The sequence below is a fragment of the Micromonospora sp. LH3U1 genome (assembly GCF_028475105.1).
Taxonomy (GTDB): domain Bacteria; phylum Actinomycetota; class Actinomycetes; order Mycobacteriales; family Micromonosporaceae; genus Micromonospora.
In genome coordinates this window covers 1,404,332-1,429,847 of record NZ_CP116936.1, presented here as the reverse complement: position 1 = coordinate 1,429,847, position 25,516 = coordinate 1,404,332, and the positions used below count along the sequence as shown (strand labels likewise).

Sequence of the window (25,516 nt, the reverse complement as noted above, 5' to 3'; positions counted from 1 at the left end):
CCCGTAGCGGCGGAAACGGCCCGGGGACCCGGTCGACGACGGGACGGGCGACGAACGCCACGACGGCGACCAGCCCGGCCACCACCACGGGCACCGCCGCGTTGGGGTAGCCGAGGTCGTAGGCGGAGTAGTACCCGACCGCCCCCAGCGCGAAGACGAGCATGCCGGCGGCGACCGCGTACCCCCGGCGGGCCGCCAACCGCCGGTCACCCGCCCTGTCGCTGGCGGTGCCGGCGTTAGCGGTGTCGCTGGCCGCCTCGGCGGTGCCAGCGTTCAGGCTGGCGTCGTCGGTCAGGGCGAGGCAGGCGCCGAGACCGACGGCGGCGAGCAGGATGGCCGGGAGGAGCAGGTCGCCCCGGTTGAGGGCGAACAGCACCGCGCCGGCCAACAGTGCCACCGGCCCGTACGCTCGGCCCCACCGCCGGGGCGGACGGGTCAACGCGGTGAACAGGAACGCGGCAACCGCCACCGGTACCGGTGCCAGGCCAAACAACGGCGAACGCGCCACCCCGTCGCCGGCGACCAGGTACGACATCCCGGTCCGGGCCAGCGCCGGGGAGAGCGCCACCATTCCGGTAAGCAGCAGCGCCGGCCCGGCCAGCAGCCAGGCTCGCGTGCCAGCGGGACCGGTAGGGGTGCCACCGGCGCCCACCCGCCGGGCGGACCGCGCCGTGCCGAGCAGGAACAGCGCCACCGCAACGGAGCTGAGCAGCCAGGCCACCCAGTCGCCCCGCCAGACCAGGTCGAAGGTGTCCAGCACCGCGTGCAGGGCCGCGTTGACCGCGAACCCCAACGCCAGCCCCGGGATCGGTCGGTCGGTGTCGGCGGCGACGCCGACCAGCCAGACCAGCCCGGCGAGCAAGCCGGCGGTGGCCAGCCAGAGCTGCGTACGCCCGCCGGGCGCGGCGGTGAGCATGAGCCGGGCGACGGCGAGCGCAACAGCGGCGGCGACCGTGACCGGGCGGGCACCGACCCGGCGGACCACTGCGGGTGCGCCCATCGCCAGCACGAACCAGCCGAGGGCGAACGCTCCCATCAGCTCGGCCGGCGTGGACGCCGCCTGGCCGAAGATGGTGATGATGCCGGGCAGCCAGACCCGCAGCACGTCGATGAGGAGAATGACGCCCAGCGCGAGCGTTCCGGTGGTGAGCTGGCGGTAGCGCACCGGCGCCCCATTTCCGTCGGCGGGCCGGCGGAGGTGGCCGGCACGGCGATTCTGCGCGAGCGAGCCGACCGGGGTCAACGGTTCCCGTACGCCGAAAGGGCGCCCACCAACGGGTGGACGCCCTTTCGTAGAGGTCGGTCAGCGCTTGCTGGCCGCCTTCTTGGCCGGAGCCTTCTTCGCCGGCGCCTTCTTGGCCGCCGTGCTCTTGCTCGCCGCCGCGGTGGTCTTCTTCGCCGCGGACGACTTGGTCGCCGCGGTGGTCTTCTTCGCCGCCGCGGTGGTCTTCTTGCTGGCGGCCGTCTTGGTCGCCGTGGTGCTCTTGCTCGCCTTGGCCGGGGCGGTCTTCTTGCTGGCCGCCTTGGTCGCCGTGGCGGTCTTGGTCGCCTTGGCCGGGGCGGTCTTCTTGCTGGCCGCCTTGGTCGCGGTCGCCTTGGTGCCCGCCGCCTTGGTGCTGGCCGCCTTGGTGCCAGTCGTCTTGGTGCCCGCCGCCTTGGTGCCGGCCGCCTTGGCCGTGGCGGTGGTGGTGGCGGTCTTCTTCGACGCCACCGTGGCCTTCGGCACCTTGCCGCTGGCCACCATCTCCTTGAATCCGGCGCCGGCGCGGAAGGTCGGGACAGATGTCTTCTTGACCTTCACCGCCTCGCCGGTACGCGGGTTGCGCGCTGTTCGCGCGCCACGCACACGCTTTTCGAATGCTCCGAATCCGGTGATTGCCACCTTCTCGCCCTTGGTGACCGCCGCCTGGACCTCGGTGAGGACCGCCTCTAGGGCGTTCGTCGCCGTCTTCCGGTCCCCCAGGCGAACGGCGAGCGCCTCGATGAGCTCGGCCTTGTTCACGACTTCCTCCCGATTGTGCAACTGACTCGTCGCGAGCCATTCTGCGCGCACGTTATGCCCTGTGCTGCCGGGACACAAACATTCGGTAGAAAAAATCCCTTGTGTCGTAACGGATTCACCCCCACCGGTTGGACCGATGGGGGTGAAATCCGCTGCGCGATGGGGCGTACGGCTATGCCACGGAGGGCAGGAACGGCAGTCGGCGCGCCTCGTAGGAGTCGATGTCGGCGGCGTGCCGGAGGGTGAGTCCAATGTCGTCGAGGCCTTCCAGCAGGCGCCAACGGCTGAAGTCGTCCAGCGGGAACGACCAGCTGGCGTCCCCGGCCCGGAGCTGGCGGGCGGTCAGGTCGACGGTCACCAGGGTGGTCGGATCCGCCTCGACGAGGTCCCACAATTCTTCGACGGCTTTCAATTCCAACTCGACCGGCAACAGACCTTCCTTGAGGGCGTTGCCGCGGAAGATGTCACCGAAGCGCGGAGCCACGACCGCCCGGAAGCCCCAGTCCCGCAGTGCCCAGACGGCGTGCTCCCGGGAGGAGCCGGTGCCGAACTCCGGGCCGGCGATGAGGATCGACGCCCCGGAATAGGTTTCATCGTTGAGCACGAATGTCGGATCTTCCCGCCAGGCACTGAACAGCCCGTCGGCGAAACCCGTCCGGGTCACCCGCTTGAGGTACACGGCCGGGATGATCTGATCGGTGTCCACGTTGGACCGCCGAAGCGGCACGGCGGTGCCGGTGTGGGTGGTGAACTGGTCCATCTCCTCGGTCCCTTCTACAGGTCGGCGGGGGCGGCCAGCCGGCCGACCACGGCGGTGGCGGCGGCGACCGGCGGGGAAACCAGGTGGGTACGCCCACCCCGGCCCTGACGGCCCTCGAAGTTGCGGTTCGAGGTGGAGGCGGATCGTTGGCCCGGCTTCAGCGTGTCGGGGTTCATCCCCAGACACATGGAGCAGCCGGCGAACCGCCACTCGGCCCCGGCGTCCGCGAAGACCTTGTCCAGCCCCTCAGCCTCGGCGGCTTCCCGCACGGCGGCGGAACCGGGAACCACGAGCATCCGGACGCCGTCGGCCACCTGGTGGCCACGCAGCACGTCGGCGGCGGCCCGCAGGTCCTCCAGCCGACCGTTGGTGCAGGAGCCCACGAAGACCACGTCGATGGGCAGCTCCCGCAGCGGCGTGCCGGGGCGCAGATCCATGTACTCCAGAGCGCGGCGGGCGGCGGCGCGCTCCGAGTCGGTGGCGAACTCCTCCGGGTCCGGCACCGGCGCGCTCAGCGGCGCTCCCTGGCCGGGGTTGGTGCCCCAGGTGACGAACGGGGTGATCCGGCTGGCGTCCAGGGTCACCTCGGCGTCGAAGCGCGCGCCCTCGTCGGTGGGCAGCGTCCGCCACCACGCCAACGCCGCGTCCCAGTCCGCGCCCTGCGGCGCGTTCGGTCGACCCTTGAGGTACGCGAAGGTGGTCTCGTCCGGCGCGATCATGCCGGCTTTGGCACCCCACTCGATGGACATGTTGGCGATGGTCATCCGCCCCTCCATGGAGAGGGCCTGGATCGCCTCACCGCGGTACTCGACGATGTGCCCGCGGCCCCCGCCGGTGCCGACCTGGGTGATCAGAGCGAGCACCAGGTCCTTGGCGGTGACGCCGGGAGCGAGGCTGCCGGTGACGTTCACGGCCATCGTCTTCGGCCGGCTCTGCGGCAGCGTCTGGGTGGCGAGTACGTGCTCCACCTCGCTGGTGCCGATGCCGAAGGCGAGCGCGCCGAACGCGCCGTGGGTGGCGGTGTGCGAGTCGCCGCAGACGATCGTCATGCCCGGCTGGGTGAGGCCGAGCTGCGGGCCGATCACGTGCACGATGCCCTGGTTGTCGTCGCCGAGCGGGTGCAGCCGCACCCCGAACTCGGCGCAGTTGCGGCGCAGCGTCTCGATCTGCGTACGCGACGTGGGGTCCGCGATGGTGAGCAGGTCACCACGGCGGAGGCGGAATGCCGGGTCGGCGTACCCGGTCGGGGTGTTGTGGTCCTCGGTCGCGAGGGTCAGGTCGGTACGACGCACCGGGCGCCCGGCGAGCCGCAGCCCGTCGAATGCCTGCGGGCTGGTCACCTCGTGCAGCAGGTGCAGGTCGATGAAGAGCAGGTCCGGCTCACCAGCGGCGGACCGTACGACGTGCGCGTCCCAGACCTTCTCGGCCAGGGTCCTCGGCTCAGGAGTGACTCCCACCATCTGGACATCCTAAATTCTGGGAGGTAAGTTTCGGCTTGTGGGACACAGTATGAGCGGTGTCGGCGTTCTCGACAAGGCGGTGGTCATCCTGGCCGCCTGCGTCGACGGCGCCAGCCTGGCCGAACTCGTCGAACGCACCAAGCTGCCCCGAGCCACCGCGCATCGGCTGGCACAGGCTCTGGAGATTCACCGGATGCTGGTGCGGGACACACAGGGCAGATGGCGCCCCGGCCCCCGCCTGGGCGAGCTGGCCAACGCCGCACCGGACGTTCTGCTGACCGCCGCCGAGCCGCTGCTGGCCGCGCTGCGCGACGCCACCGGTGAGAGCGCACAGCTCTACCTGCGCCGCGCCGACGAGCGGATCTGCGTGGCGGCGGCAGAGCGTGCCAGCGGACTACGGGACACTGTTCCGGTCGGCTCGGTGCTGCCGATGACCGCCGGCTCGGCCGCCCAGATCCTGCTCGCCTGGGAGCCGCCCGAGGCGGTGATGCCGCTACTGCCGCGCAGCAAGTTCACCGGCCGCACCCTGGCCGAGGTACGCCGTCGAGGCTGGGCGCAGAGCGTCGCCGAGCGGGAGGCCGGTGTGGCGAGCGTCTCTGCCCCGATCCGCGACCGCACCGGCCGTGTGATCGCCTCAGTCAGCATCTCCGGCCCGATCGAGCGCCTGGGCCGCCGCCCCGGCGAACGCCACGCCATGGCAGTAGTAAGAGCCGGCCAACGCCTCTCCGGCCTCTAACCCCACCCCACCCCACCCGCGCTCCCCCTCCCTCCCCAACCTCTCCCCGCGTTGATCATGAAGTTGTTGCCAAGACACGCCGAGGCAGGTGGCAATAACTTCATGATCAACGGGGGAAGGGGGTGGGGCGGGGGCAGGAGGGCAGGGGACAGAAAGGCTCGTCTCGCGTTGCGAGACGAGCCTTTGGTTTGTAGCCCCGACCGGATTCGAACCGGCGCTACCGCCTTGAGAGGGCGGCGTCCTGGGCCACTAGACGACGGGGCCAGAACTATTTCCGTTCACCGCCCTCGCGGGCGGTGCGGCTGTAGTCTAGCGGCACCGTCGGTTGGGGTGAGCGCGGGGTACAGGCCCGCAGCAGCGCGGCGGCGCGGAAGAAACAGACAACGAAACAGCCCGCCTCACCAGGTGAGACGGGCTGTGCACAATGTAGCCCCGACCGGATTCGAACCGGCGCTACCGCCTTGAGAGGGCGGCGTCCTGGGCCACTAGACGACGGGGCCAGAACTACTTCTTGCTCCCCCACCCTGACGGGCGGAGGAGCTGCACTCTACCGGAGACCACCCTCCGCCCCCGGAGGGGCGGAGTCGAAACTCCGTCAGAATCCAGCGTCTGGACTTCTCGCGAATTCCAGCAGCGCTGGGGTACCAGGACTCGAACCTAGACTAACTGAACCAGAATCAGTCGGGCTGCCAATTACCCCATACCCCATTGGCCCCTTGCGGTGCCGGGAGTGAACTTTACCCTCCCGGTGCCGACAGGCCAAATCCGATCCCCCCGAACCGCCTGCGAGCTGCGGAAACAGGGGCATCAGACGGATCAGGCGACGGGAACCACCGGGTTGGTGAGCTCTCCGATGCCCTCGATCCGCACGGTGACCGTATCCCCCTCGACGAGCGGGCTAACCCCTGCGGGAGTGCCGGTGAGAACGACGTCGCCGGGCAGCAATGTCATCACGTGCGAGATGTACGACACCAGGCCCACCACGTCGAAGACCATGTCCTTCGTCCGGCCGAGCTGGCGTACCTCCATCTCCTCTGGATTGCGACCCACCTCACACCGGATCTCCAGGTCGGAGACGTCCAGACCGGTGGTGATCCACGGGCCGATCGGGCAGAACGAGTCGAAGCCCTTGGCCCGGGTCCACTGCCCGTCCGACCGCTGGAGGTCCCGAGCGGTGACGTCGTTGGCGCAGGTGTAGCCGAAGATGGCGCGTTCGGCGGCGGCGCGGTCGGCGCGGCGCGCGCCCGGCGCTCCGATCACGACCGCCAGCTCGGCCTCGTGCTCGACCTGCTTGGAGAAGATCGGCAGTCGGATGGCGTCGCGGGGGCCGATCACCGAGGTGGACGGCTTGAGGAAGAGCAGCGGCTCCTTGGGCACCTCGTTGCCGAGTTCGGCGGCGTGGTCGGCGTAGTTGCGACCGACGCAGACGACCTTGCTGGGCAGGATCGGCGAGAGCAGCCGGACGTCGGAGAGGGCCCAACGGGCCCCGGTGAAGGACAGTTTGCCGAACGGGTGACCCTCGATCTCGGCGATGGTCAGGCCCTGCGGCCCGGCCTCCGGTTCGCCTTCGACGGCACCGAACGACATTCCCTTGGCATGGGCAAAACGAGCGATACGCACCCGGCCAATCTAGCCCCGCCGACACCCGCACCGGCCAGGACCGGCCGTCGGGTGTGCTCAACACGTCAGCGCGCGGCACCCTATCGGGGCTGCGGGTGAGCGGGGCGCGCTTCCCGACTTCGTACCCGCACGGAGCCGGGTCGCCCCTAGCGTCGGCTCCGGAGGTTCGTTCGTATGCCTGCATCGACACGACACCACAGAGCCCTCGCAGTGTTTGTGCACTGCCTCGGCATCCTCGCCGCCGTGCCGGCCCTGCCGACGGCGGCCCCGGAGGCGGCGGCCGCGCCACGACCACCGGCCGCCACACGACCACCGGCCGCCACAAGACCACCGGCAGCCACACCACCGGCAGCCACGACACCACCGGCGGTCACGCGGCCACCGGGCGCCACACCGCCAACGGCTGCCACGCCACCAACGGCCGGGGTGACACAAACGGCCGCCGCGACGCCCGGGGTCCCGATGGCCCCGCTGGCCAAGGCCACGCAACCACCCGTTGCCGTGGTCGCGCGGGTGGCCGAACCCACCCCGCCCTCGGCGCCACCGGCGGTGGCACCACCGACCCGGCCACCGGCGTCGGCGCCCCCGCAACAGGTCACGGTGGCGGTCGCCCCGGAGAGCAGCCCGGCACCGAGGTACCGGATCCAGGTGCGCAACGTGGGCAACGCGCCGGTCGACACCACCGTGCGTCAGGAGCTGCCGCCCGGCTCGTCGCCGACCGCGATCAGCGCCGGCGGCCGGTCCACTCGAGCAGACGGGTCCACCACCGAGGTGACCTGGCGATTGCGGCTGCCGGCACACAGCACCACCACGCTGGGCACCGCGCTCGCCGCGACCGCGCCTGGCCAACCGCTGACCGCGCCGGCGTGCGCGTTCACCAGTGACGGCAGCCGGCCGTACGACTGCGCCACGGCCACCTGGAAGGCCGCCGCAGTACCGGCAGCCGAGGTCACCGAGGCGCCGCCCTGGCGCCGGTACCCGGTGCTGCTCGCCGGACTGGCGGTCCTGCTGCTCATCAGCGCCGCCCTGGTGTGGGTGTGGCGTCGTCGGCGCGGTCGTCGGGTGACGGCTGCCGCACTGGCCAGCAGCGGCGGATCAGACGGTGGCGGCGGGACGATCTATCCACGCCCGGCAGCCCCGAGCACGGTGCGGCGTCGGCGTACCCCGCCGGTCTGGCTGTTGGTGGGTGCGGCCGTGGTGGTGCTGGCCGGCGTCGTCGGCACCGCGGGATGGACGGCGACCCGGCAGGTCTCGGCGATCGACACGCAGAAACAGCCCACCAGCGGCGCGTGGAGCGGCACCGGAGTCAGCGGGCCGGTGGGCGTGCCGCTGCGCGAGTCGGCGTTCGAGTTCACCGTCTACCGGATGTCCTGCGGCGCGCCCGGCACCGCCGGGAACGCTGGTGGCGGTGCCGCACCAGCGAACGGCCGACGCTGTCAGGCCACCGTGGGCGTGCGCAACGTCACCGGCGACCATCAGCCCTGGCACGGCCAGCTGCAACGGGCGTACCTGCCCGGCGGGCGCTGGGTGAGCACCGACGAGCCGGCCACACGGACGGCCAACCTGGGTCGGGACGTCTTCGCCGACCCGATGGCAGCGGGCACTCGGATGGTGCTCCCGCTGGTCTTCACCGTCGACGGGCGGGACCCGCCCCAGCAGCTGGAGCTGCGCAGCGGTGTGTTCTCGGCCGGTGTTCGGGTGCAGATGCCCTGACCGGCGGGGTGGGCGGCGGTCGTACCCTGGGTGCGTGACCGCCGCCCTCGCCCCTGCCGTGCTCGACGTGGCGCAGTGGCAGGCCCGCCGGCGGGCCCACGAGGAGCGGGTGGACGTCTGGTTGACCCCGCACCTGGCCCGCCGACGGCGCGGTGAGCGGCATCCGGTGGCCGACTTCCTGTTCACCTACTACTCGCACCGCCCGGCCCAGCTACGACGCTGGCATCCGGGGGCCCGGGTCGAGCTGCGCGACGCCGATCCGGCCGAGTTCGGCCGGGACTACCGCGCCACCGCCGCCGGGGTCACCCTCGACACCGATGCGGTACGCGCGCGCCGCGGCGAATCGATCGCCTGGATCCGCTCCCTACTGGCGGCCACCGGTGGACGGGCTCCGCACTTCGGCTGCTTCGGGATGCACGAGTGGGCGATGGTCTACCGGCAGACCCGTGAGGAGCTGCGACACAACGCCTGGCCGCTGCGGCTGACCCCGGAGCAGACCGCCGAGGTCGTCGACGAGCGGGGCGTACGGTGCAGCCACTTCGACGCGTTCCGGTTCTTCACACCGCCGGCCCGGCCGTTGAACCTGCTCACCCCGACTCGGGAGTCGCAGCACGCACTCGAACAGCCGGGCTGCCTGCACGCCAACATGGATCTGTACAAGTGGGCGTACAAGCTGTCCCCGCTGGTCACCTCGGAACTGGTGGCCGACACGTTCGACCTGGCCCGGGAGATCCGCACGCTGGACATGCGGGCCAGCCCGTACGACCTGGCCGCACTCGGCTATCCGCCGGTGCGGGTGGAGACTCCGGAGGGTCGGGCGGAGTACGCAGCGGCCCAACGCGCGTTCGCCGACCGTGCCGCTGTACTGCGCGCCCGACTCCTCGCCGCCATCCCCGCCTAAGCCACCCCACCCCACCCTCACCCCCACCCCACCCCACCCCACCCCACCCCACCCCACGCCGATCTTGCAGTTTCGGTCGTCGAGATGCGTGGAATGTTCCCTATGTCGAGGCAGTAACTGCAAGATCGCGAGGCTGGCCCCGCGTCGGGCATGGGGGTATGGCCTGTACGGGCACTTTGTCGCCCGCCACGGCGTTGGGGCTAGTCGTCGTCGGCGCGGCGGTCGCGCTTGCGCTGGGACTGGCGTTTCTTCTCGGCCAGCCGGCGTTCCTTGGCCCCACGAGACGGGCGGGTCGCTCGGCGGGCCGGAGGTGGGGGCGCGGCGGCCTCCCGCAGCAGTGCGGTCATCCGTGCGCGGGCCGCCTCCCGATTGGCCAGCTGGGCCCGGTGCTCGCTGGCGGCGATCGTCAGCACCCCGTCGACCAGGCGGTTGGCCAGCCTGGCCAGCGCCCGCGGCCGCAGCCACTCGGGCACGGCCGGCGAGTTGGCCAGGTCGTAGCTCAGCTCAACCCGGGAGTCCGCGGTGTTCACGCCCTGCCCGCCCGGCCCCGACGAGCGGGAGAAGCGCTCCCGCAGCTCCCCGGCGGGGACGACCCACCGGTCGGTCACCCGCAGTCCGTCGTCCACGCCCCGAGGCTAACGCCAACGCCGTTCATCAGGTGGAGCGGCTGTCCATCAACCCGCCCCGCTCGCCGATCCTGCAGTTGCGGTGGGCTACCAAGTGAGCCCCGCGATCGTGCGATTGCTGCCTCGACGTAAGGGGCATTCCACGCAGTTCGGCGACCGAAACTGCAAGATCGGCGCGGCGGTTTGGAGTGGCCCCGTTCGCGCGGAGAACCTCGCTATCTGAGGCGGGGCTCACCCGCGGAGGGGGTCATCGGTGCGGGGGCTCACTCTGCGTCGGGGACTGGCTGGGCGCCGGTCCGGCGGTCTCTTTGTCGGAGCCGACCGCCGCGTACGCGACCGCGCCGAAGAGCAGCAGCGCGATCACCCCGGCTTTCACGGTGACCCCACGGATCAGCGACCAGGCGCCTCGACGGGCGCCCGGCACCGATTTCTTGACGGTCTGGTAATCGTTCCACCCGCGTCGTGCCCGGGCGTACGCCGACCCCACTGCACATCCGATGATCAGGCCCACCAGCAGGAGGACCGTGAGAAGAGGACGCTCCACCTCCGCCAGTATCCATACCCAGCGTAATATTTCCATGGCCCGATGCTGCGGGGCCGGATATCTGACAGAGGCAGCGTTGTCACTGCCCGCTGCCAGGCCGTTCGAGCAGCTCAGCCACCCTTGCCGATGATCGTGTCGGCGGTCTGCTGCACCTGGTCGATCGGGATGGCGAATCCGATGCCGATCGAACCGTTTCCGTCGATGGTGGCGATGGCGGTGTTCACCCCGACCACCTCCCCCCGGGCGTTGACCAGTGGCCCACCCGAGTTGCCGGGGTTGATGGACGCGTCGGTCTGCACCGCACTGTGCCGGTTGTTGCCCAGCCGCACCTCGCGGTCCAACGCGCTGACGATGCCCGCGGTGACCGTCCCGGCCAGACCGAGCGGTGAGCCCACCGCGAGCACCGGCTCACCGACCCGGGTCGCACCTGGCTTGGCCATCGGCAACGGGGTGAGACCGGCCGATGCCGGCACCTTCAGCACCGCCAGGTCGCTGCGCGGTTCCCGTCCGACCACCTCGGCGGCGAACCGTCGGCCGTCGGGCAGCTCCACGGTCACCGGCCCGCCACCCCCCTTGGCCAGGATGTGATCGTTGGTGATCAGGTGCTGCTGGTCGTCCACGGCAAAGCCCGAGCCGGTCGCGGAGCCGCCGGTTCCGCCTCCGGCCAGCACCGACACCACCCCGGGTACGGTCCGCGCGGCCGCGGTGACCAACTCGGCCGGCACCGGAGCGGCGGACGCCGCGGCCGGGCCCGGAGCCCCGTCCCGGCCGGCCACCACGCCACCGGCGACGGCGCCCGAGACGGCGGAGACCGCCACCACCGCCAGCGCGGCGAGCAGCCGTCGGGGCCGTCGCCCGCCCGGGTCACGCTCGGGCGTGTCCCACCACCCGCGCCCGTCCGGGTCGAGTTCCGGTGAGATGAACCAGGGCCCGCGCGGTTCGCCCAGTCCGGTCTGCACTGCCATGCGTACTCCTCACGGTCGACGTCGGTTGTGTGCGGCGGTCAGGGCAGCCGGGAGAACCAGCGCATCGAACCGGCGGCGGCACCCATCGCGAACACCAGGCCAAGGCCGATGAACCGGGCCGAGATGTCCTGCCGCTCGGTGCGGTAGCCGACCGAGCTGCCGATGTCGTCGTAGACCGCGCGCAGCTCGTCGTTGGTGCTGGCCTCGTGGAACATGCCGCCGGTCTCCTCGGCGACCGCCTTGAGGGTCTGCCCGTCGACCGGCACCTGGATGGGCCGTCCACCGCGGTCCACGAACCCGGACGGTGTTCCGAAGGAGATGGCGTGCACCGGCACCTCCGCCTTCACCGCCTCCGCCGCCGCCTCCATCGGGTCCATCCCGGAGGTGTTGGCGCCGTCGGAGAGCAGGATGATCCGGGCCGGCGGCGTCTCCTTCGCGGCCTCGCTGTCCAGGCTCTTGACCGCGCCGAGTGAGGTGTTGATGGCCTCGCCGATCGCGGTGCCCTGCACGCCGGTAATCCCCTCGGCGAGCCGGTCGATCCCCTCGTCGAGGGCGTCCCGGTCGGTGCCCGGCGGCACCAGCACGGCGGCGCTGCCGGCGAACGCGACGAGACCGACGTTGAACTCGTCGGGCAGGCCCTCGACGAAGCGCCGAGCCGCCTGCTTCGCCGCGGCCAACCGGTCCGGTTCCACGTCGGTGGCGAGCATCGACGTGGAGACGTCCACCGCCACCATCACCGTGGCACGTTCCCGGGGCACCCGGACCTCGGCGCTGGGGCGGGCGAAACCGACCACGAGCAGCGCCAGCATGGCCAGGAAGAGCCCGGCGGGTACGTGTCGACGCCAGGCGGGCCGTTCCGGCGCCACCCGGTCCAGGAGCCGCAGGTTGGTGAAGCGGACCGCGTACCGGCTGCGTCCGCGCTGCATGACCAGGTACGCGACGACCAGGACGAGCACGCCGAGCAGCAGCCAGAGTCGCAGTGGCGACTGCCAGATCACGCGGCACCTCCCCGTGGCTGGCCGACCGGCGCGGCGGCCAGCCGACGTTGGGCGTGTACGTGCCGGACGATGTCCGCGCTCCAGTCCCCGTCGGTGCGCAGCGCCAGGTGGGTGGCTCCGCTGCGGCGCAACGCCTCGTGGACCTGATCCCGCTGGGCGGCGGCGGCCTCGGCGTACCGCTCGCGCAGCCGACGGTCCGATGTGCACACCTCGCGGCGTTGCCCGGTCTCCGGGTCGACGAGCGTGATCAGGCCGACGTCCGGTAGCTCCAGCTCACGCGGGTCGGTCACCTCGATCGCCAGCACCTGGTGCCGGGCGGCCAGCCGACGCAGGGTCCGCTCCCAGGGCGCTGGTTGGCCGGGATCGTCGGGCAGGCCGTCGAGGTAGTCGGAGACCACCACGACCAACCCGCGCCGGTTGGCGACCCGGTGCAGCGCGTCGAGCCCGTCCGTCAGATCCGGCGGCGCGGCCGCCGGCACGCGCCCAGGTCGACCGTCGGGCGCGGTCGCGCGCGGGGCGGCGAGCAGCGTGCGAAGCAGAGCAAGCAGATGGGTACGCCCGCTGCGGGCCGGAAAGCGGCGTACCCCGTCGGCCCGCAGCACCTGGGCGCCCAGACGATTGCCGACGCCCGCGGTCAGGAAGCCGACCGCCGCGACCGCGGCCACCGCCAGTTCCCGCTTGTCCAACTCGGCGGTGCCGAACTCCATGCTGGCGCTGCCGTCGACCAGCAGCCAGGTGGTCAGTTCCCGGTCGGCGTCGACCTGACGGACGTGCGGCACGGCGGTGCGAGCTGTCACCGCCCAGTCCATCCGTCGGACCTCGTCCTCGCCCGGCCGGTACTCGCGGCTGCCGGCGGGTTCACTGCCCGGTCCGGGCAGCAGGCCGCGGTACTGGCCGTGCAGCAGACCATTCAGTCGGCGCGTGACGGTCAGTTCCAGGCGGCGCAGCCGCTGGTCCGGCGCCAGCTCGGCCAGGCCGGGGTCGCCGGGCGCGGCGGCCGGCGCGACGTGCACGCGTCTCATGCCGCCGCCAGATCCGGCGCCTGTAGCGGGTGTCCGCTGGCCAGCCTGGGCGGTGGCACCGCGTCGACGAGCCGTCGCACGACGCTCTCGGCTGACACCCCGTCGGCCACCGCGTCGAAGGAGAGCACCAGCCGGTGGGCGAGGACGTCGACGGCCAGATCCCGGATGTCCTCGGGCAGCACGTACTCCCGCCCGCGCAGCAGGGCCTGCGCCCGGGCGGCCGCGACCAGGCCCAGGGTCGCCCGGGGGCTGGCCCCGTACGCCAACAGCGGGGCGATCTCCGGCAGCCCGAACCGGCCCGGGTCACGGGTGGCGAGGATCAGCCGCACCACGTACTCGGCCAACGCGTGGTGGACGAAGATCCTCTCGGCGTGAATCTGGAGGTCCCGCAGCCGCTGCGCGTCGAGCACCCGGCGCGGGCTCGGCCGGTCGGTGCTCATCCGGTAGAGGATGGCCAGTTCGTCGGCGTCGCTGGGGTAGTCGACCACCACCTTCATCAGGAACCGGTCGCGCTGTGCCTCCGGGAGCTGGTAGACCCCCTCGGACTCGATCGGGTTCTGGGTGGCCAGCACCAGAAACGGCTGCGGGACCGGCCAGCTGCGCCCGCCGATCGAGACCTGCCGTTCGGCCATCGCCTCCAGCAGCGCCGACTGGACCTTCGCCGGGGCACGGTTGATCTCGTCAGCCAGCACCAGGTTGGCCATGATCGGACCCAGCTCGATGTCGAAGGTCTCCTTCGAGGCCCGGTAGATCCGGGTGCCGACGATGTCGGAGGGCACCAGGTCCGGGGTGAACTGGATTCGCGAGAAGGTGCCGCCGACCACGGTGGCGAGGGTCTGCGCGGCCAGGGTCTTGGCCACGCCGGGGACACCCTCCAGGAGGCAGTGCCCGTTGGCGATCAAAGCGGTGAGCAGGCGTTCGACGAGGCGATCCTGCCCGACGATCACGCGTTTGACCTCGAAGAGGGTCTGTTCCAGCTCGACGCCGGTCGGCTCGGGATCGACCGAGCTGGGCATGCTGGCCAGGGTGTCCGAGATGTCCGTCACGGTGCTTGCTTCCCTGGCACAGGCCCAGCAAACGTCGGATTGTGCGGCCCGAACGGGCCCGGAGTAGCCCGAACGGGGATGAGCCGCGCGGAAGGGTGACGACCGGCGCGAGCCCGTCGAGGCGAGCACAACCGTCCCACGACGGGCCAAGGGCGACCACGACCGGCAGGCCGCGACCGAGGACTTTGATCGACTCGGTGTCACGGAAACCGGGGTGTCCACATGCCCGGGACATCCCGACTTCCAGGAAGCCGAGTGGATCAAAACCGGAGCTGGCCGAGGTGCGGCCAGAGTGCCCGGCGACGGCGAGCAGACAGGGTCCGGCCCTCGCGCACGAAGCGCGAGGGCCGGACGTCGGCTCGGTCAGGAAAGGTGGACGACCAGGTGGAAGCCCAGGTCGGTCGGAGTGCCGGCCGAGGTGCGGGTCTGCACGAAGACCGCGTTGGGCGTGCTGAGCCGGGGTGCGACCGAGATCTCGCCAGCCGGCGGGATGCAGCAGGCGTCAGCCCGCCCGACAGTGGCCACGAAAACGCCAGCCGTGACGATGTGACCGAACTGGACCTCGTACTGGCCGACACCGTACTTGATGACGGTGCCGACGCCGCGTGCCTTGGTGCCGTTGGAGTTGACGACGACGATGTTGGTGGTGGTGGTGGCGACGAGCGTCGAGTTGGCCTTCAGCGCGGCCTTCGCCATACGCGCCGACTCGGCGGTGACCGGCGGTTGGGAGTTCGTGCTGCGTGCCGCCGGCTGGACGGCCTCCTGCGGCGCCTTCGCCGACGGTTGGGCGATAGCGATGCCCCCACCGGCGAGACTGAGCGCCAGGACGGCGAACGTTACCGCCGCCACCTTACGTCGGAAGAATGTGCTCATGACAGGTCCCCCTTGTGTGACCGTGCGAATTCGGCCGACCCGCGGGGCGGGACGGATGACTGCCCATAAATAGGCGGACGACGACAGCGGGGCGGGGAAAAGCCCACTCACTTGCACCCGGTGAGGTTGATTTCTCCACGGTCTGCATCCCCTCTGAGCTGGCATTACTACTCAGAGTTGCGTCGTTGAGCCAGATGGAACGTAGCACCGAAAAAAGCCGGGAGTCAATAGGTGATCTCGCTTTGCCGAGCTGTCAATCAACCGTCAGATAATTGTGAAATGTGAGCGCATCACCATTCATGAAATGGTTTCGAGGGACCCGCTAAGATCACGCCATGATTGTCGGCGGGCCGTCCTCGCTCACCTCCACGCCCACGCCCGGGTGGTACCGGAGCGCTCGGCTCGGCACGGCGCTCTGCTGGCTGGCAGTCGCACCAACCGCCCTCTGGGCCACCGTCCGACTGGTCGGCCTGGACCGCGGGCCGCTGGTACAGGCGCTCGCCTTCACGCCGTACGTCGCGGGATTCAGCATGCTGGCCCTGGCCCTCACACTCGCCCTGCGGCGCTGGTGTCCGGCGGCGGTCGCGGCCCTGGCGGCGGTGGCGCTGCTCGGCGCCGTCGTACCCCGGGCGCTGGCCGCCCCGCAGCCGACGACCGCCGGGCGGCCCGTGCGGCTGCTCACCGCGAACCTGCTCGCCGGCTCCGGCGACGCGCGGACGCTGGTCGAGCTGGTCCGGCGGTACGAGGTGGACGTGCTCACCGTGCAGGAGTTCACGCCGGACGCGCAGGCCGCCCTGGATCAGCTCGGCCTCGACCGGCTACTGCCGCACCGGCAGCTGCACGCGGAGATCGGCACACCCGGCTCGGGGCTCTACTCGCGGTGGCCGGTCACCGACGTCGGCGTCCGGCGCAACCTCAACGGCTGGGGCTTCACCCAGGCGTACGGGACGGTAGCCGTCCCCGGCGCACCTCCGGTCCGGGTCGAGTCGGCCCACCCCTCAGCGCCGTACGCGCTGGACCAGGTCGACGCCTGGCGTACCGACCTGACCGCCCAACCACCGGCCACCCCGAACGGTGGCCTGCAGATCCTCGCCGGGGACTTCAACGCCACCCTCGACCACAGCCCTCTGCGGGCCCTGCTGCGCACCGGTTACGTCGACGCCGCCGACGCCACCGGGAAGGGCTTGACCGGCACCTGGGGTCCATACGACGGCGACCTCATCCCACCGGTCACCATCGACCACGTACTGGTCGACCGGCGCATCGCGGTCCGCTCGGTAAGAGTGTTCGCCCTCCCCGGCAGCGACCACCGCCCCGTCCTGGCCACCCTCACCCTCCCAACCCCCTAACCCCGCCCCGCGCCCCTGCCCCGCTCCCGCCCCGCGATCTTGCACTTACTGTCCCGACATGGCGGGCAGAAGACTTATACCGACGACATAAAGTGCAAGATCGCGGGGCGGGAGCTGGGGAGGGTGGGGGGGGGGTGGGGGTGGGGGTTAGACGGGAGTGGGGGCCAGGCCGTAGGTGAGGGCGTCGACCAGGGCGTGCCAGCTGGCTTCGACCACGTTGGGGTGCACGCCTACTGTGGTCCAGTCCTGGCCGGTGCCATCGGCCGTCTCCAGCAGCACCCGGGTCACCGCGCCCGTGCCGTGGCTGCCCTCCAGGATGCGCACCTTGTAGTCGGCCAGCTCGAAGTCGCGCAGCTGCGGGTAGTGCCGGGCCAGCCCCACCCGCAGCGCCTCGTCGAGCGCGTTGACCGGGCCGTTGCCCTCGGCGGTGGCGATCACCCGCTCACCACGTACCCGGATCTTGACGGTCGCCTCGGAGACCACCGCGCCGTCCTCGCGGTGCTCGACCAACACCCGGTACGACTCCAGAGTGAACGGTCGGACCGGGCCGCCCTCCGGCAGTTCGGAGCGGACCAGCAGCTCGAAGGAGGCGTCGGCGGCCTCGAAGGACCAGCCGCCCGCCTCCAACTCCTTGACCCGCTTGGTGACCCGGGTCAACGCATCCGGACTGCCGGCCAGGTCCAGACCGAGCTCGCGACTCTTGAGCTCGACGCTGGCCCGGCCGGCCATCTCGGTGATCAGGATCCGCATGTCGTTGCCCACCACCGACGGGTCCACGTGGTTGTAGAGCAACGGGTCTACCTTGATCGCACTCGCGTGCAGCCCCGCCTTGTGAGCGAAGGCGGCGGCCCCGGCGTACGCCTGGTGGGTGTCGGGGGCGATGTTGGCGATCTCGGCGATGGCGTGCGAGACCCGCACCATCTGCGCCAGGCAGCCCTCCGGTAGGACGGGCATGCCCAGCTTGAGTTGAAGGTTGGCGACGACCGCGAAGATGTCGGCGTTGCCCGGGCGTTCGCCGTACCCGTTGGCGGTGCCCTGGACGTGGCGGACGCCCGCCTCCACGGCGGCGATCGTGTTGGCCACCGCGCAGGCGGTGTCGTTCTGGGCGTGCATGCCGAGCAGCCCGGCGTCGACCCCCAGCTTGTCGGTCAGATCGACGATCACGGCGCCCACCTGGGACGGCAGCATGCCGCCGTTGGTGTCGCAGAGCACCATCCGCTCGGCGCCGGCGGCCAACGCGGTCTGCACAACGGCCGCGCCGTACGCGGGGTCGTGCCGGTAGCCGTCGAAGAAGTGCTCGCCGTCGACGAAGACCCGTCGGCCCTCCCGGACGAGGTGGTTGACGGTGTCGTGGATCATCGCGAGGTTCTCCGCGCCGGTGGTACGCAGCGCGCGCTCGACGTGCCGGGTGTCGGCCTTGGCGACCAGCGCCACCGCCGGGGTCTGCGCGTCCAGCAGGGCGCGCACCTGGGGGTCGTCGGCGACCGCGACACCGGCCTTGCGGGTGGAGCCGAACGCGACCAGTACGGCGTGCCGCAGGTCCAGTTCGGTTCGCGCCCGGCGGAAGAACTCGGTGTCCTTGGGCACCGCACCCGGCCAGCCGCCCTCGATGAAGCCGACGCCGAACTCGTCGAGCAGCCGGGCCACCGCCAGCTTGTCGACCACCGAGTAGGTGAGCCCTTCGCGCTGAGCGCCGTCGCGCAACGTCGTGTCGTAGACCTGGAACGTCATCAGGATCCTTTCTCGGAGCAACAAAAAGACCTCCCGCGGATGCGGGAGGTCTGCGCGCTCGGCGGAGGGGGCCGGCGCGCTAGGTCGCAATAATCAGGACGGTGCTGGTCACGATCGCCACTCTTCCACCCTTCACCGGAATTTGGGAGGACCAATCCACATAGCGGGACGGTAACGGAGGGTGTTTTCAGCCCGGCCGTCGTCCAGCTTCGGTCAGGTCCCGTCCCTCGTGATCGGGTTCACACACCATCAGGCCGCCTACCGGCGAAAACAGCAGTGCGGAAGCATCTGGAACGGATCTAGTTACGGCCACCGTGCCGCCTAGAAGGAGGACCTGTGCTCACTGTCGGTGACCGCTTCCCTGAGTACGAACTCACCGCCTGCGTATCGCTGGACGCCAACAAGGCGTTCGAGACGATCAACCACAAGTCCCACGAGGGCAAGTGGCGGGTGGTTTTCTTCTGGCCGAAGGACTTCACCTTCATCTGCCCGACGGAGATCGCCGAGTTCGGTCGGCTCAACGGCGAGTTCGCCGACCGGGATGCACAGGTCCTCGGGGCGTCTGTGGACAACGAGTTCGTCCACTACGCGTGGCGCAAGGATCACCCGGACCTTCGGGAGCTGCCGTTCCCTATGCTCAGCGACATCAAGCGTGAGCTGTCCGCCGCGTGCGGCGTGCTCGGCGAAGACGGCGTGGCCCAGCGCGCGACCTTCATCGTCGACCCGAACAACGAGATCCAGTTCGCCATGGTCACCGCCGGCTCGGTCGGCCGCAACGTCGCCGAGGTGCTGCGGGTGCTCGACGCGCTGCAGACCGACGAGCTCTGCCCGTGCAACTGGAACAAGGGCGGCGAGACCCTCGACGCCAACGCGCTCCTCGCCTCAGCCGGGGTCTGACCATGGGTCTTGACGCGATCAAGGCGGCCCTGCCCGAGTACGCCAAGGACATCAAGCTCAACCTGGGCTCCACGGTCGGCACCTCGATGCTGACTCCGGTGCAGACCTGGGGCACCGCGCTGGCCTGTGCGGTGACCGCCCGCAACCCGGTGGTGCTGCGGGAGATCGCGGCCGAGGCGCTCGGGCACCTCGGGCCGGAGGGTGTCGAGGCGGCCAAGGGCGCCGCGGCGATCATGGCGATGAACAACATCTACTACCGGGCCAAGCACCTCATCGGCGACGACCAGTACGCCTCGATGCCGGCCCGACTGCGGATGCAGATCATCGCGAGGCCCGGTGTGGACAAGGGCGACTTCGAACTCTGGTGCCTCGCCGTGTCGGCGATCACCGGCTGCGGTGTGTGCCTGGATTCGCACGAGAAGGCGCTGCGCGGCAGCGGCTTCACCCGGGAGCAGATGCACGAGGCCCTGCGGATCTCCGCCGTGGTGCACGCCGCGGCGGTCACCCTGGACGCCGAGGCCGCACTGGCCTGAGCACGTACGTACGCCCCGACGGGCCGATGCCGCAGCTCGCGGCGTCGGCCCGTCGCCGTACCGCAGCCTGAAGCTCTCGCCGCACCGCGGCCTCTCGCCGTACCGCGGCCTCAGGCTCTCGCCGTTTCCGGGCCCCGACGGCCGGGTAGCTCCTGCGGGGACGCACCCACCGACGCCGAGACGATCGGCGACAGTCAGGAGTGAACGGCATGGACAGGATCGATCCGCACGCCACTCACGCCGGGCCGGACCCGCTGCGCGGCGGCGACCAGGGCACCGTGCCCGGCGGTGCGCCCGCCGGGATCTTCGACCCCTGGCGCTACCGGGACCACGCCGGGGTGGCCGACGCTGACCTGGTCGGCTACAAGGTCGAGGCCACCGACGGTGGAATCGGCAAGATCGACAGCGCCAGCCACGAGGTGGACGGCAGCTACCTGGTCGTGGACACCGGCCCGTGGATCTTCGGCAAGAAGGTGATGCTGCCGGCCGGCACCGTCAACCTTGTCGACCACGACCAGCGCACCGTTTCCGTCGACCGGACCCGGGACCAGATCAAGGCCGCCCCCGAGTACGACGAGACCAGCCACAGCGACCCGAGCTACCGGGATCAGCTGGGCGGCTACTACGACGAGACGTACGGCGCGCTCCCACCCGGCACGGCACGGTAACTGTTCGGCCCGACGGCCGGTGGGGCGTGGCCCCGCCGGCCGTTACCGTGTCAGCGTGGACGCCATCGACGACAACCGCCAGATCTCGCTGCCCGCCACCTTCAACTTCCGCGACGTCGGTGGCTACCTCGGTCACGGCGACCGTTCCGTACGCCATGGCCGGCTCTACCGCTCCGACTCGCTGCACCGCCTCACCGAGCAGGACCGGGATGCGTTCGCCGCAATCGGGATCCGCACCGTCATCGACCTGCGCCGCCCCACCGAGGTGGAGCGGGACGGTCGGGTGCCGGCGTACCAGGGGCTGACCTACCGGCACATCCACCCGGAGCACGACGACTGGTCGGGTACGCCGCACGAGGAGGGCGCCAGCCTGGCCCGATACCTCGCGGACCGTTACGCCGACCTGGCACAGACCGGCACCGCCGGGCTGGCCGAGGCGGTCGGGCTGATCGCCGACTCCGCCAACGCCCCGGTGGTGGTGCACTGCGTCGCCGGCAAGGACCGCACCGGCATCGTCTGCGCGCTGACCCTCGCCGTGCTCGGCGTCGACGACGCGGACATCGTCGCGGACTACGCGCTGAGCAGCGAGGCGTCGGCGCGGTTCAGTGCCTGGCTGGCGGCCATCGACCCGGACGGCGCGCAGCTGCCGGCACCGTTCCTGGCCTCACCCGCCGAGGCGATGCAGATCTTCCTGGACGAGTTGCGCGAAGGGCACGGCTCGATCGAGGCGTACCTACGCCACGCGGGAGTAACCGACGAGCAGCTAGCCGCACTCCGCAACCACCTGCTCCACAAGCCCCTCCCCTAGCCCTCGCCCCTCCCCGTCCCCCTCCCCCTCCCCCGTCCCTAACCTCGTCGATCTAGGGCAAAGCGCTGTCAGTGGATCTCCATCCACGACGATATGCCCTAGATCGACGGCGGGGGCGGGGGCGGGGGCGGGGGCGGGGAGGGCGGGGGCGGGGGTTAGAGGACTCGTTGTACCCAGTTTTGGGTGTCGGGGGTTTTGCCGCGTTGGATGTCGACCAACTGCTGGCGCAGTGCCATGGTGACCCGGCCGGGCTCGCCGCCACCGATGAGGAACTCGCCGTCGGGGAACTTGACGCCGCCGATCGGGGTGACCACCGCGGCGGTGCCGCAGGCGAACACCTCGCGCAGGCGACCGCTGGCAGCGTCGGCCTGCCAGTCGGCGAAGGTGACCGGCCGTTCCTCGACCTGGTGCCCGGCGGCCCCGGCCAGCGTGAGGATGGCGTCGCGGGTGATGCCCGGCAGGATCGTGCCGGTCAGCGGCGGGGTGACCACCGTGTCGTCGTCGTAGACGAAGAAGACGTTCATGCCGCCCAGTTCGTCGACGAACCGGCGCTCCACCGCGTCCAGGAAGACGACCTGGTCGCAGCCGGCCTCGATGGCCTCCGCCTGGGCCGCCAGCGACGCGGCGTAGTTGCCGCCGCACTTGGCCGCGCCGGTGCCGCCGGGCGCGGCCCGGGTGTAGTCCGGAGAGACCCAGACGGTGACGGGCTTGACCCCACCGGTGAAGTACGCCCCGACCGGTGAGGCGATCACCATGTAGAGGTATTCGTTGGCCGGGCGGACGCCGAGGAAGACCTCACTGGCGAACATGAACGGCCGTAGGTAGAGGCTGCCGTCCTCGCCGGTGGGAATCCACTCCCTGTCGATCTCGATGAGCTTGTGCAGCGAGTCGACGAACACCTCGGGCGGCAGCACCGGCATCGCCATCCGCTGCGCCGATGCGGCGAAGCGGGCGGCGTTGGCGTCCGGCCGGAACATCGTCACGCCACCGTCGGCCGTCCGGTATGCCTTCAGCCCTTCGAAGATCTCCTGCGCGTAGTGCAGCACCGCGCTGGCCGGGTCCATCGGGATCGGGCCGCGCGCCTCCACCCGGGCGTCGTACCAACCCTTGCCGTCGGCGTAGCGGACGGTGATCATGTGGTCGGTGAAGACGCGGCCGAACCCGGGGTTGGCCAGCAGGGCGGCCCGATCGGCGGCGGATACCGGCGCGGGATTCGGACGGATCTCGAAGTCGAGCTTGTCACCACCGCTCATCGCGCTGACCTCCCTGCGGGACAACGGCATGCGGGACCGCACACCGACATGGCTGTGCCCAGAAACTTACCCCGAACGGTCGTTCAGCGGGTAACGCCGGGCGGCCGCGACGAATTGCCAGGTCAGGCCGACGCGGGACCAGGCGCCGGTCGGGCCGGGGCGGTCAGGCTACGGCGTGGGCGGCGAGCCGGTCGCCGACCTCTTCGGTACGCAGCGTTACGCCTGGAGTCCGGCTGGCCAGTTCGGCGGCGACTGCCGCGTTGACCCGGGCCGCGGACTCGGCGTGGCCGAGTTGCTCCAGCAGCAGCGCCGCGGAGAGCACCGCAGCGACCGGGTCGGCGATGCCCTGCCCGGCAATGTCCGGCGCCGAGCCGTGCACCGGCTCGAACATCGACGGGTACGCGCCCTCGGGGTTGATGCAACCACTGGCTGCCAACCCGATCCCGCCGGTGACGGCGGCGGCGATGTCGGTGAGGATGTCGCCGAAGAGGTTGTCGGTGACCACCACGTCGTAGCGCTGCGGCTGGGTGACCAGGAACATGGCCGCCGCGTCGACGTGCTGGTACTCGGTGGCGATGTCCGGGTGCTCGGCGGCGACCGCGTCGAAGGTACGCGCCCAGAGCGAGCCGGCGTGGGTGAGCACGTTGGTCTTGTGCACCAGGGTGACCTTGCGCCGTTCCCGGCGGCCGGCGCGGGCGAACGCGTCGCGGATCACCCGCTCCACGCCGTGCCGGGTGTTCAGGCTCTCCTCGGTGGCGACTTCGGCGGGGGTGTCCCGGTGCAGCGAGCCGCCGGCCCCGGCGTAGAGACCTTCGGTGCCCTCGCGCACCACCACGAGGTCGACCTCGCCCGGCTTCACGTTGCCCAGCGGGCCGGCGACCCCGGGCCAGAGCCGGGACGGGCGCAGGTTGACGTACTGGTCGAAGGCGAACCGCAGCTTGAGCAGCAGCCCCCGCTCGAGCACACCCGGCGGAACCGTCGGGTCACCGACCGCGCCGAGCAGGATCGCGTCGTGCCCGGCCAGCTCGGCCAGCACCGAGTCGGGCAGCACCTCTCCGGTACGGTGCCAGCGGGCGGCACCGAGGTCGTACTCGGTGGCCTGCACGTCGGGTAGCACCGCGTCGAGGACCTTGCGGGCCTGCGCGACCACCTCGGGTCCGATGCCGTCCCCGGCCACCACCGCGATCCGCGCCACGACCGCACTCCTCTGTTCAACGGTTCCGTCCGGGCAACGGTACGTCCCCGTCCCGCCTCCCGGTACGCGGCTTCCAGTATTTGGGACTGGCGGATGCACAGCACCCTCTCAGCTGAGACTCATGGGGCGATCATCTCCGCTGCATACCGTGGTGGTCAGTGGGTCAGGGGGCCCGCTGATCGGGGTCGCGACGACGCGGCGCCACATGCGAGGGGGCAGATGCCATGCGCATCGACGAGCAGCCGCGGACCCGCTGGCCGGACCCGTCCGCGTTTCGCAACCGCCGGCCGGACCTCCGACTCGGCAGCCGCAGGCACCGAATCGACCCGGCCACCGCCACCGAGGGCCGGATCGCGGTGCAGCACACCGTACGCACCGCGACCGCCGAGTACACCCTCCTCCTCAACGCCCCCGAGTGGCTCGGGCGCCGGGGCGTGGGCGAGGCACTGCGGGACAGCGTCGCGGAACTGCGCGCCATCGACCTCACCTACAGCCCCAACCGGCCCGAGAGCCTCGTCTCCCGGCTGCGCCGAGGCGAGATCAGCCCCGATTCGTACCCGCCGCTCGCCGACCTCGTGGACCGCTGCTCGGCCATGCGCGCCGCCACCGACGGGTGGTTCGACGCCTGGGCGGTGCCCGGCGGCTTCGACCCGGGCGGTCTACTCGGCGGCTGGGCGGTGGAACGCGCCGCCGAGAGGCTTCGTGCCGCCGGCATCCACGACTACGCCGTACTCACCGGCGCCGACCTCGTCGTCCGGGGCCACGCGCCGCACGGTGGGCCCTGGCGGGTCGCGGTGCACCACCCGACCGCACCGGAGCGCGCGCCGCTGGTGCTGGAGATGACCGCTGGCGCGGTCGGCACCTCCGGGGTGACCGGGCGGCAGGGGCACGTGGTGGACCCGCACACCGGCGAGCCGGCCGACCACCTCGTCGCCGCCACCGTCGTGGGCCCCGACCTCACGATCGCGGACGGTTACGCCACCGCGCTCTACGCCGCCGGCCCCACCGGTCTGGCGTGGTTCCGTGGCAACTCCGACTATCGCGCGCTCTTCGCACACCGGCGCTGAGCGGAACGTCAACGCACCGAGCCCGTCTCCCCAGGGCGATTCGCACCTCGGTCGGGCATGCGATCGGCCCCCACAATCTCGGCAACGACCGTGGGGGCCGGTCAGCGACGAGTGCGCGTGGCTCGCACAACCGAGGGGTGCGGACCGGTCGGGCCGGACGTCGACCGCGCCACCCGAAGACGGGCCGGCGCCTCGAACTCGGCCAGTGACCGCAGTGCGTACGCTAGCGAATCGACGCAACTCTACGCAAGAGTCTCCACAGCGGACCGTCGTCACCGGAGAGTGCGGGAACCGGCGGTGAGGCAGTTTCGACATGGTGAACGGCGGATGGCACGCTATCCGCCGTGAGTTTCGATCTGAGCGTGTGGGCCCTGGAAGACGGGGCGACGCCCGAGGACGTGCGGACAGCAGTCAACGGTTGCCGGCAGGGGCGACACGTGGACCGTTACCCGGACCCGAGGGTGGTCAGCTTCTACCGGGCGATCACCGCCTCCTATCCGGACCGTCACCCCGGCCGGGACAGCCCGTGGGCGGTGGCGCCACTGCACGCCGCCCACGACCATGTCGAGCTGAACCTGCACCCGACCTGCGCGGATCAGGTGCTGCTGGACATCGAGCGACTGGCCGGCGAGCACGGGCTGATGCTCTTCGACCCGCAGGACGGCTCGGTCTACCCACCCCCGGCCCGACTGCCCGGCTGACCTGACCGGCGGCACGGGCGGGAAATGACGAGGGGCCCGGCGAATCGC

The 25,516-nt window shown here is 71.1% G+C and carries 24 protein-coding genes and 3 tRNA genes; 10 read left to right on the top strand and 17 right to left on the bottom strand.

Annotation, left to right across the window (positions count from 1 at the left end; all coding sequences use genetic code 11):
• Positions 1-1,303: 1,303 nt before the first annotated feature.
• The 3 genes from PCA76_RS06650 to leuC all read right to left on the bottom strand — a co-directional run bounded on the left by PCA76_RS06650 (position 1,304) and on the right by leuC (position 4,222).
• Complete coding sequence (locus PCA76_RS06650; protein WP_336298050.1) at positions 1,304-2,002, bottom strand: HU family DNA-binding protein; 699 nt, start codon at positions 2,000-2,002, stop codon at positions 1,304-1,306.
• A gap of 172 nt (positions 2,003-2,174) precedes the next feature.
• A complete protein-coding gene (gene leuD, locus PCA76_RS06645; RefSeq protein WP_272616056.1) occupies positions 2,175-2,762 on the bottom strand; it encodes a 3-isopropylmalate dehydratase small subunit in 588 nt (195 codons plus the stop codon).
• A 14-nt stretch (positions 2,763-2,776) separates the two neighbouring features.
• A complete protein-coding gene (gene leuC / locus PCA76_RS06640; RefSeq protein ID WP_272616055.1) occupies positions 2,777-4,222 on the bottom strand; it encodes a 3-isopropylmalate dehydratase large subunit in 1,446 nt (481 codons plus the stop codon).
• Between the two features lie 49 nt (positions 4,223-4,271).
• Between leuC and PCA76_RS06635 the strand changes: the two genes are divergently transcribed.
• Positions 4,272-4,958, top strand: coding sequence for an IclR family transcriptional regulator (locus PCA76_RS06635; RefSeq protein WP_007456408.1), 687 nt, complete (start codon positions 4,272-4,274; stop codon positions 4,956-4,958).
• A gap of 191 nt (positions 4,959-5,149) precedes the next feature.
• On the opposite strand, the gene PCA76_RS06630 is transcribed toward PCA76_RS06635, so the two are convergent.
• The 4 genes from PCA76_RS06630 to PCA76_RS06615 form a co-directional block, all read right to left on the bottom strand.
• Positions 5,150-5,222: transfer RNA gene (locus PCA76_RS06630), tRNA-Glu, on the bottom strand.
• Positions 5,223-5,385: 163 nt separating this feature from the next.
• A tRNA-Glu gene (locus PCA76_RS06625) sits at positions 5,386-5,458 on the bottom strand.
• Positions 5,459-5,594: 136 nt separating this feature from the next.
• A tRNA-Gln gene (locus PCA76_RS06620) sits at positions 5,595-5,666 on the bottom strand.
• A gap of 108 nt (positions 5,667-5,774) precedes the next feature.
• Positions 5,775-6,578 carry a fumarylacetoacetate hydrolase family protein gene (locus PCA76_RS06615; protein WP_272616051.1) on the bottom strand — a complete coding sequence of 268 codons (804 nt, stop codon included), beginning with the start codon at positions 6,576-6,578 and terminating at the stop codon, positions 5,775-5,777.
• A 174-nt stretch (positions 6,579-6,752) separates the two neighbouring features.
• Here PCA76_RS06615 and PCA76_RS06610 point away from each other — a divergent pair, with 174 nt between their 5' ends.
• Positions 6,753-8,291, top strand: a complete 1,539-nt coding sequence (locus tag PCA76_RS06610) for a hypothetical protein (protein ID WP_442930208.1) — start codon at positions 6,753-6,755, stop codon at positions 8,289-8,291.
• 34 nt (positions 8,292-8,325) lie between these two features.
• Positions 8,326-9,192 carry a 3-methyladenine DNA glycosylase gene (locus tag PCA76_RS06605; RefSeq protein WP_272616050.1) on the top strand — a complete coding sequence of 289 codons (867 nt, stop codon included), beginning with the start codon at positions 8,326-8,328 and terminating at the stop codon, positions 9,190-9,192.
• A 200-nt stretch (positions 9,193-9,392) separates the two neighbouring features.
• Here the strand turns inward: PCA76_RS06605 and arfB are convergent, their stop codons facing one another.
• The 7 genes from arfB to PCA76_RS06570 form a co-directional block, all read right to left on the bottom strand.
• Positions 9,393-9,818, bottom strand: coding sequence for an alternative ribosome rescue aminoacyl-tRNA hydrolase ArfB (arfB, locus tag PCA76_RS06600; RefSeq protein ID WP_272616049.1), 426 nt, complete (start codon positions 9,816-9,818; stop codon positions 9,393-9,395).
• A 247-nt stretch (positions 9,819-10,065) separates the two neighbouring features.
• The gene (locus PCA76_RS06595) at positions 10,066-10,362 is read right to left on the bottom strand and encodes a hypothetical protein (protein ID WP_272616047.1); all 297 of its coding nucleotides are present in this window, start codon (positions 10,360-10,362) and stop codon (positions 10,066-10,068) included.
• A 110-nt stretch (positions 10,363-10,472) separates the two neighbouring features.
• Positions 10,473-11,327 carry a S1C family serine protease gene (locus PCA76_RS06590; protein ID WP_272616046.1) on the bottom strand — a complete coding sequence of 285 codons (855 nt, stop codon included), beginning with the start codon at positions 11,325-11,327 and terminating at the stop codon, positions 10,473-10,475.
• Positions 11,328-11,365: 38 nt separating this feature from the next.
• Positions 11,366-12,325: a VWA domain-containing protein gene (locus PCA76_RS06585; RefSeq protein ID WP_272616044.1), complete on the bottom strand. Its 960-nt coding sequence runs from the start codon at positions 12,323-12,325 to the stop codon at positions 11,366-11,368.
• Positions 12,322-13,347, bottom strand: coding sequence for a DUF58 domain-containing protein (locus PCA76_RS06580; protein ID WP_272616043.1), 1,026 nt, complete (start codon positions 13,345-13,347; stop codon positions 12,322-12,324). Before PCA76_RS06580 ends, PCA76_RS06585 begins: the two co-directional genes overlap by 4 nt.
• The gene (locus tag PCA76_RS06575) at positions 13,344-14,393 is read right to left on the bottom strand and encodes an AAA family ATPase (RefSeq protein WP_272616041.1); all 1,050 of its coding nucleotides are present in this window, start codon (positions 14,391-14,393) and stop codon (positions 13,344-13,346) included. Before PCA76_RS06575 ends, PCA76_RS06580 begins: the two co-directional genes overlap by 4 nt.
• A gap of 363 nt (positions 14,394-14,756) precedes the next feature.
• A complete protein-coding gene (locus PCA76_RS06570; RefSeq protein ID WP_272616039.1) occupies positions 14,757-15,266 on the bottom strand; it encodes a hypothetical protein in 510 nt (169 codons plus the stop codon).
• 335 nt (positions 15,267-15,601) lie between these two features.
• Here PCA76_RS06570 and PCA76_RS06565 point away from each other — a divergent pair, with 335 nt between their 5' ends.
• Positions 15,602-16,615 (top strand): endonuclease/exonuclease/phosphatase family protein, encoded by a 1,014-nt coding sequence (locus PCA76_RS06565; protein ID WP_272616038.1) that lies wholly within the window; start codon positions 15,602-15,604, stop codon positions 16,613-16,615.
• Positions 16,616-16,762: 147 nt separating this feature from the next.
• Here the strand turns inward: PCA76_RS06565 and cimA are convergent, their stop codons facing one another.
• Positions 16,763-18,346 carry a citramalate synthase gene (gene cimA, locus PCA76_RS06560; RefSeq protein ID WP_272616036.1) on the bottom strand — a complete coding sequence of 528 codons (1,584 nt, stop codon included), beginning with the start codon at positions 18,344-18,346 and terminating at the stop codon, positions 16,763-16,765.
• Positions 18,347-18,682: 336 nt separating this feature from the next.
• Between cimA and PCA76_RS06555 the strand changes: the two genes are divergently transcribed.
• The 4 genes from PCA76_RS06555 (at position 18,683) to PCA76_RS06540 (ending at position 21,252) form a co-directional block, all read left to right on the top strand.
• Entirely contained in the window at positions 18,683-19,243 is a 561-nt protein-coding gene (locus tag PCA76_RS06555) for a peroxiredoxin (RefSeq protein WP_272616034.1), read from the top strand.
• Between the two features lie 2 nt (positions 19,244-19,245).
• Positions 19,246-19,776: a carboxymuconolactone decarboxylase family protein gene (locus PCA76_RS06550; RefSeq protein ID WP_272616032.1), complete on the top strand. Its 531-nt coding sequence runs from the start codon at positions 19,246-19,248 to the stop codon at positions 19,774-19,776.
• A 209-nt stretch (positions 19,777-19,985) separates the two neighbouring features.
• Positions 19,986-20,444, top strand: coding sequence for a PRC-barrel domain containing protein (locus PCA76_RS06545; RefSeq protein WP_272616031.1), 459 nt, complete (start codon positions 19,986-19,988; stop codon positions 20,442-20,444).
• 55 nt (positions 20,445-20,499) lie between these two features.
• The gene (locus PCA76_RS06540; RefSeq protein WP_272616029.1) at positions 20,500-21,252 is read left to right on the top strand and encodes a tyrosine-protein phosphatase; all 753 of its coding nucleotides are present in this window, start codon (positions 20,500-20,502) and stop codon (positions 21,250-21,252) included.
• Between the two features lie 155 nt (positions 21,253-21,407).
• Here PCA76_RS06540 and PCA76_RS06535 read toward each other — a convergent pair whose 3' ends face one another.
• Together PCA76_RS06535 and PCA76_RS06530 are read right to left on the bottom strand one after the other, a co-directional pair.
• Positions 21,408-22,505, bottom strand: a complete 1,098-nt coding sequence (locus PCA76_RS06535; protein WP_272616028.1) for a branched-chain amino acid aminotransferase — start codon at positions 22,503-22,505, stop codon at positions 21,408-21,410.
• Positions 22,506-22,668: 163 nt separating this feature from the next.
• Positions 22,669-23,700: a 3-isopropylmalate dehydrogenase gene (locus tag PCA76_RS06530; protein ID WP_272616026.1), complete on the bottom strand. Its 1,032-nt coding sequence runs from the start codon at positions 23,698-23,700 to the stop codon at positions 22,669-22,671.
• Positions 23,701-23,924: 224 nt separating this feature from the next.
• Between PCA76_RS06530 and PCA76_RS06525 the strand changes: the two genes are divergently transcribed.
• Together PCA76_RS06525 and PCA76_RS06520 are read left to right on the top strand one after the other, a co-directional pair.
• Positions 23,925-24,767 (top strand): FAD:protein FMN transferase, encoded by an 843-nt coding sequence (locus PCA76_RS06525; RefSeq protein WP_272616024.1) that lies wholly within the window; start codon positions 23,925-23,927, stop codon positions 24,765-24,767.
• A gap of 344 nt (positions 24,768-25,111) precedes the next feature.
• Positions 25,112-25,468: a hypothetical protein gene (locus PCA76_RS06520; RefSeq protein WP_272616022.1), complete on the top strand. Its 357-nt coding sequence runs from the start codon at positions 25,112-25,114 to the stop codon at positions 25,466-25,468.
• The last annotated feature ends 48 nt before the right edge of the window (positions 25,469-25,516 follow it).

Coding starts and splice junctions, on each gene's coding strand:
- PCA76_RS06635 (WP_007456408.1), top strand. CDS start 4,272: ATGAGCGGTGTCGGCGTTCTCGACAAGGCGGTGGTCATCCTGGCCGCC.
- PCA76_RS06590 (WP_272616046.1), bottom strand. CDS start 11,327: ATGGCAGTGCAGACCGGACTGGGCGAACCGCGCGGGCCCTGGTTCATC.
- PCA76_RS06550 (WP_272616032.1), top strand. CDS start 19,246: ATGGGTCTTGACGCGATCAAGGCGGCCCTGCCCGAGTACGCCAAGGAC.
- PCA76_RS06565 (WP_272616038.1), top strand. CDS start 15,602: ATGATTGTCGGCGGGCCGTCCTCGCTCACCTCCACGCCCACGCCCGGG.
- PCA76_RS06525 (WP_272616024.1), top strand. CDS start 23,925: ATGCGCATCGACGAGCAGCCGCGGACCCGCTGGCCGGACCCGTCCGCG.
- PCA76_RS06545 (WP_272616031.1), top strand. CDS start 19,986: ATGGACAGGATCGATCCGCACGCCACTCACGCCGGGCCGGACCCGCTG.
- PCA76_RS06610 (WP_442930208.1), top strand. CDS start 6,753: ATGCCTGCATCGACACGACACCACAGAGCCCTCGCAGTGTTTGTGCAC.
- PCA76_RS06580 (WP_272616043.1), bottom strand. CDS start 13,347: ATGAGACGCGTGCACGTCGCGCCGGCCGCCGCGCCCGGCGACCCCGGC.
- PCA76_RS06535 (WP_272616028.1), bottom strand. CDS start 22,505: ATGAGCGGTGGTGACAAGCTCGACTTCGAGATCCGTCCGAATCCCGCG.
- leuD (WP_272616056.1), bottom strand. CDS start 2,762: ATGGACCAGTTCACCACCCACACCGGCACCGCCGTGCCGCTTCGGCGG.
- cimA (WP_272616036.1), bottom strand. CDS start 18,346: ATGACGTTCCAGGTCTACGACACGACGTTGCGCGACGGCGCTCAGCGC.
- PCA76_RS06570 (WP_272616039.1), bottom strand. CDS start 15,266: ATGAGCACATTCTTCCGACGTAAGGTGGCGGCGGTAACGTTCGCCGTC.
- leuC (WP_272616055.1), bottom strand. CDS start 4,222: ATGGTGGGAGTCACTCCTGAGCCGAGGACCCTGGCCGAGAAGGTCTGG.